The sequence below is a fragment of the Metasolibacillus meyeri genome (genome assembly GCF_003049505.1).
GTDB classification, from domain to species: Bacteria; Bacillota; Bacilli; order Bacillales_A; family Planococcaceae; genus Metasolibacillus; species Metasolibacillus meyeri.
The window spans coordinates 1-3842 of the sequence record NZ_PYWN01000125.1 but is presented as its reverse complement, the minus strand read 5'-3'; the positions used below and the strand labels follow the sequence as shown (position 1 = coordinate 3842).

The following is a 3842-nucleotide window of genomic DNA, read 5'->3' as shown; positions in this document are numbered from 1 at the left end:
AGATGTGTATAAGAGACAGCTATTAAGCATTGCATTAATTAACTTTTGCTTCGTATTGTTGGGGGGTTTTTTACGGCACACGCTACCACTCAAATATGTCCCATTCTTTTCTTCTGTTGTAATGGGCATATGTATTTTAATTTCTCTTTCTACCCTTTTACATTTAATCTATATATTACTCGTAAAATATTGTCATTTACAAGGACGCTTAGTTATCGTCCTTCTTTGTTATATCCCTGTACTATTCCAATGCCTCGCCCTTTTTTTAGACTTCGGTCTATCTGTGGAAGAATTTGATATGCAGGGCATTTGGATTTATCCCAAAACAGCTTTCCATAATATATGGATTTTTAGCATGATTAGTACCAATATTGTTATTGCTATCATGTTATCGGCTTTTGGCGTTGCCCGTGCAAAATCTGCACATGGCAAAAGCTTATTTCATTTTTTTCTCATCACACATAGCTTATTCCTCATTATATTTGCATTAATGTTTAGCTTTCTTTTAAAGCCTTATTTCCCATCAATCTCCATCATTCTGTTTATGGCGATTGCTAGTATTATTTTTATTGTGGGTATTACAAAATTTGAGCTGATTCCAAGCTTGGGGTCTCGCTACCAGACAATGTTTGAAGTTACACCAGCCGCTATTGTTTTGCTTTCTAGTGAGCTTGAAGTGCTTGAATATAATATCCATGCACGCAATTCTTTTCATGCCACTACAAACCGAAGCTTAGCTAAACTATTACATACCATACATAATCAAGAGCAAGCTATATTGTTAATTAAAGCATTACAAAGCGCTAGGCAGCTAAGTAATTTTATATTAGATTTTGAACAGCCTTTAACATCACAAAAAATGACATTAGCCTTTGAAGCATCCATCATTCCATTTGGTTCTGATGAATACTACTACATTATGTGGCGTGACATTACTGATGAAACGGAAAAGGAATCACTTGCACAGTATTTAGCTTACCATGATGCTTTAACGGGTCTACATAACCGCGCCCATTTTGTACAGCATGTTGAAAGGTATATTAATCAATCATTGCCTACAGATATTCATGCTGTTGTTTTAGTTGATTTAAATTATTTTAAACAAATCAATGACAATTATGGTCACGCTGTTGGAGATTTAGTGCTTCAACACATGGCCTCTATTTTACAATCAATTGTGAAAAGTCCACATATTACTGCTAGACTTGGTGGTGATGAATTCGTACTCTTTTTACAAAATCTAAAAAATAAAGAAGAAATAGAGGCAATCGTAGCAACAATTCGACAACGTTGTCAAACAGATATTTTTCGTTTTCAATCGGTGCAACTTACGATTTCTCCTAGTATTGGCTACAGCGTATATATGGTCGATGGCAATACACTAGAACAGCTACTCCATGTTAGTGATGTCAATATGTATAGAAATAAAGCTGCTATTAAACAGCAACAAGATCCTACAATAGAAAAAATTAACTATCGTAACTGAGGTGTTTTCAATGCAGCCAATTCATATATATTTGCTTATATACGGCATACCCATATTTATTTTGTTTATCATGCTCGTTATTTTATTTTCAAAAAATATGACATTGCTAGAAAACCGTTTACTTAGCATTATATCATTTGCATTAATTTTTGCTTTTTTAGGTGAATTTGCACGTCAACTTGTTGCGCTTGAACATAATCCCTTGATATCTAAAGCTATCGTTGGTCCCTTTATCGTTCTCGCAATGGTCGCAACACTGCATTTGATTTATATTCTCATCGTTAAAAATGCGAAAATTCGCTTTCGCAAAACGCTATATTATGCACTCTATATACCGCTATTAGCTCAAATATATGTCAGCTTTTCACCTATCGCACCAGTTGAGCAAAGCTATGAACGTGTTGATCTTTGGACATATCGAATTGCCACTAGCTACAATATTTGGGCACATAGTATGACTACGTTTACTATTTGTATCACATTGTTTATGTTTATTTATGGGCTTTTTAGAACAGCTATTTCAACTGGGAAGCAGCTATTACTTTTTTTACTAACTAGTTATCTAATCATCGTATTAGGTTATATCACAACATTAAGCTTAGGGATGAATAAACTTATACCACTCCCAATGTTATTCTTAAGTTTTCTTACAGTCGTTCTGCTTATGGTTGGTATTCAGAAATTTGATTTAATGCCTACACTAAAGCAACGCTATCGCCTCGTTTTTGAGTTGATGCCAGTTGCTATTACAGTTGTCGATAGAAAATTAAATATTATTGAAATTAATAATCGTGCGCGCCACTTTTTAGGAACTAAGGCAGAGAATACAGAAAATTTACTTACTGCTGCCCAAAATGAATTTAACCAACAGCAAATTCATAAAATGATTACCATAATCCGAGAAAAGCAGCAAATTCACGATTATATGATTGATTTAAAATGTAGCGTTGAGGACCGTGTTATAAAAGTAGCAATTGATGCTTCTTATATCACACTTGGCATTGAAAAATATTATTACATCATGTGGCGTGATATTACTGAGGAGTTTGAGCGTGAAAAGCTAATTAAGCATTTAGCCTATCATGACTCGCTAACAGGTCTATATAACCGCGCTTACTTTGTTGAGTGTGTTACAGAAAGCTTAAATCACAGTACAAATCAACAACATGCTATGATTTTATTAGATTTAAACTATTTTAAACATATAAACGATACATACGGACATCAAGTTGGCGATTTCGTTTTGCAACATGTAGCTAAAACTTTAACCCTATGTATTCCAGCCCCCCATAAAGTCGCACGCCTTGGCGGCGATGAGTTTACTGTCTTTCTTCAAGCATTAAACAGCGAGGAGGAGTTATTACATTATGTACATACCATTAGGCAAGCTTTTAAAATGCAACATTTCACACATGAAGGAAGTATTACATTCGAGATTTCTCCCAGCATTGGCTATAGTATAGCACCTTATGAAGGACAAACATTTGAGGAACTATTCCATATTGCTGACTTCAGTATGTATGCGGATAAAAAGCGTATAAAGACGTTGACGCAAGAAGGACAATTATAAAAGTATCTTTGTAGTAAATCATCGTAAACATTTAAGCTCATATAATTTGGGGAAGGCTATCTAAAAAGTGATATCATTCATTTTTAGATAGCCGCTGTTATTTGATGTATTGAAGGTATTAATCCTAAAGTTCCAATTCACCCATCCAGTAACTTTTAAATTATTTTCTGCTATTACGCTACTTTCAATAATCTTGGCGCAGTTGCAAATAATAATGAACCGACGATAATTGTCAAAATAGCCGATGGTACCATATGTGTGACATTATAAATAATGGAGTAAATCCATGGATTTTGGTCTCCTGCATATTCTGAGAAAAAGACAACGCCTGATAACACGTGCGCAATCAGTGAAAGTGTAGCACCAAGTAAAACCCCTGTTGTCATATAGCCTGTAATCGCATTTTTATTGCCGTCATGTAGCGCATTTAATAAAGGTCGACGCACTACCGCTGCTAAGCCTATTACCGTTGAAGCAACACCAAAATCTAAAATTGCTTGAAGCCAATGTAAAATATAACCACCCATCATCGCGCTAATTACGCCTTCAAGCAATCCTGTTGCCATTCCAGCAAATAGACCATGTCTAAATGCCACTAGCACAATTGGCAACATCCCAAAGCTAATTGAGCCTCCCTGTGGTAAACTAAATGCCAGTTTGCCTAAAATAAAGCTAAGTCCTGCCATTATAGCAATTTCCATTAAAATTACTAATTTTTTATTGTTCATAACAATTCTCCTTGTATATTATATTTAAGGTTTTTATCTCTCGATGTTTTATAGGATG

The 3842-nt window shown here is 34.8% G+C and carries 3 protein-coding genes; 2 read left to right on the top strand and 1 reads right to left on the bottom strand.

The window, feature by feature from the left end:
- A partial coding sequence (locus tag C9J34_RS16730) for a GGDEF domain-containing protein (protein ID WP_153062646.1) occupies window positions 1-1486 on the top strand: 1486 nt, incomplete at its 5' end.
- 10 nt (window positions 1487-1496) lie between these two features.
- The gene (locus C9J34_RS16725; RefSeq protein WP_107841320.1) at window positions 1497-3056 is read left to right on the top strand and encodes a diguanylate cyclase domain-containing protein; all 1560 of its coding nucleotides are present in this window, start codon (window positions 1497-1499) and stop codon (window positions 3054-3056) included.
- Between the two features lie 173 nt (window positions 3057-3229).
- Here the strand turns inward: C9J34_RS16725 and thiT are convergent, their stop codons facing one another.
- The gene (thiT, locus tag C9J34_RS16720) at window positions 3230-3784 is read right to left on the bottom strand and encodes an energy-coupled thiamine transporter ThiT (protein WP_107841319.1); all 555 of its coding nucleotides are present in this window, start codon (window positions 3782-3784) and stop codon (window positions 3230-3232) included.
- Between the last annotated feature and the right edge of the window lie 58 nt (window positions 3785-3842).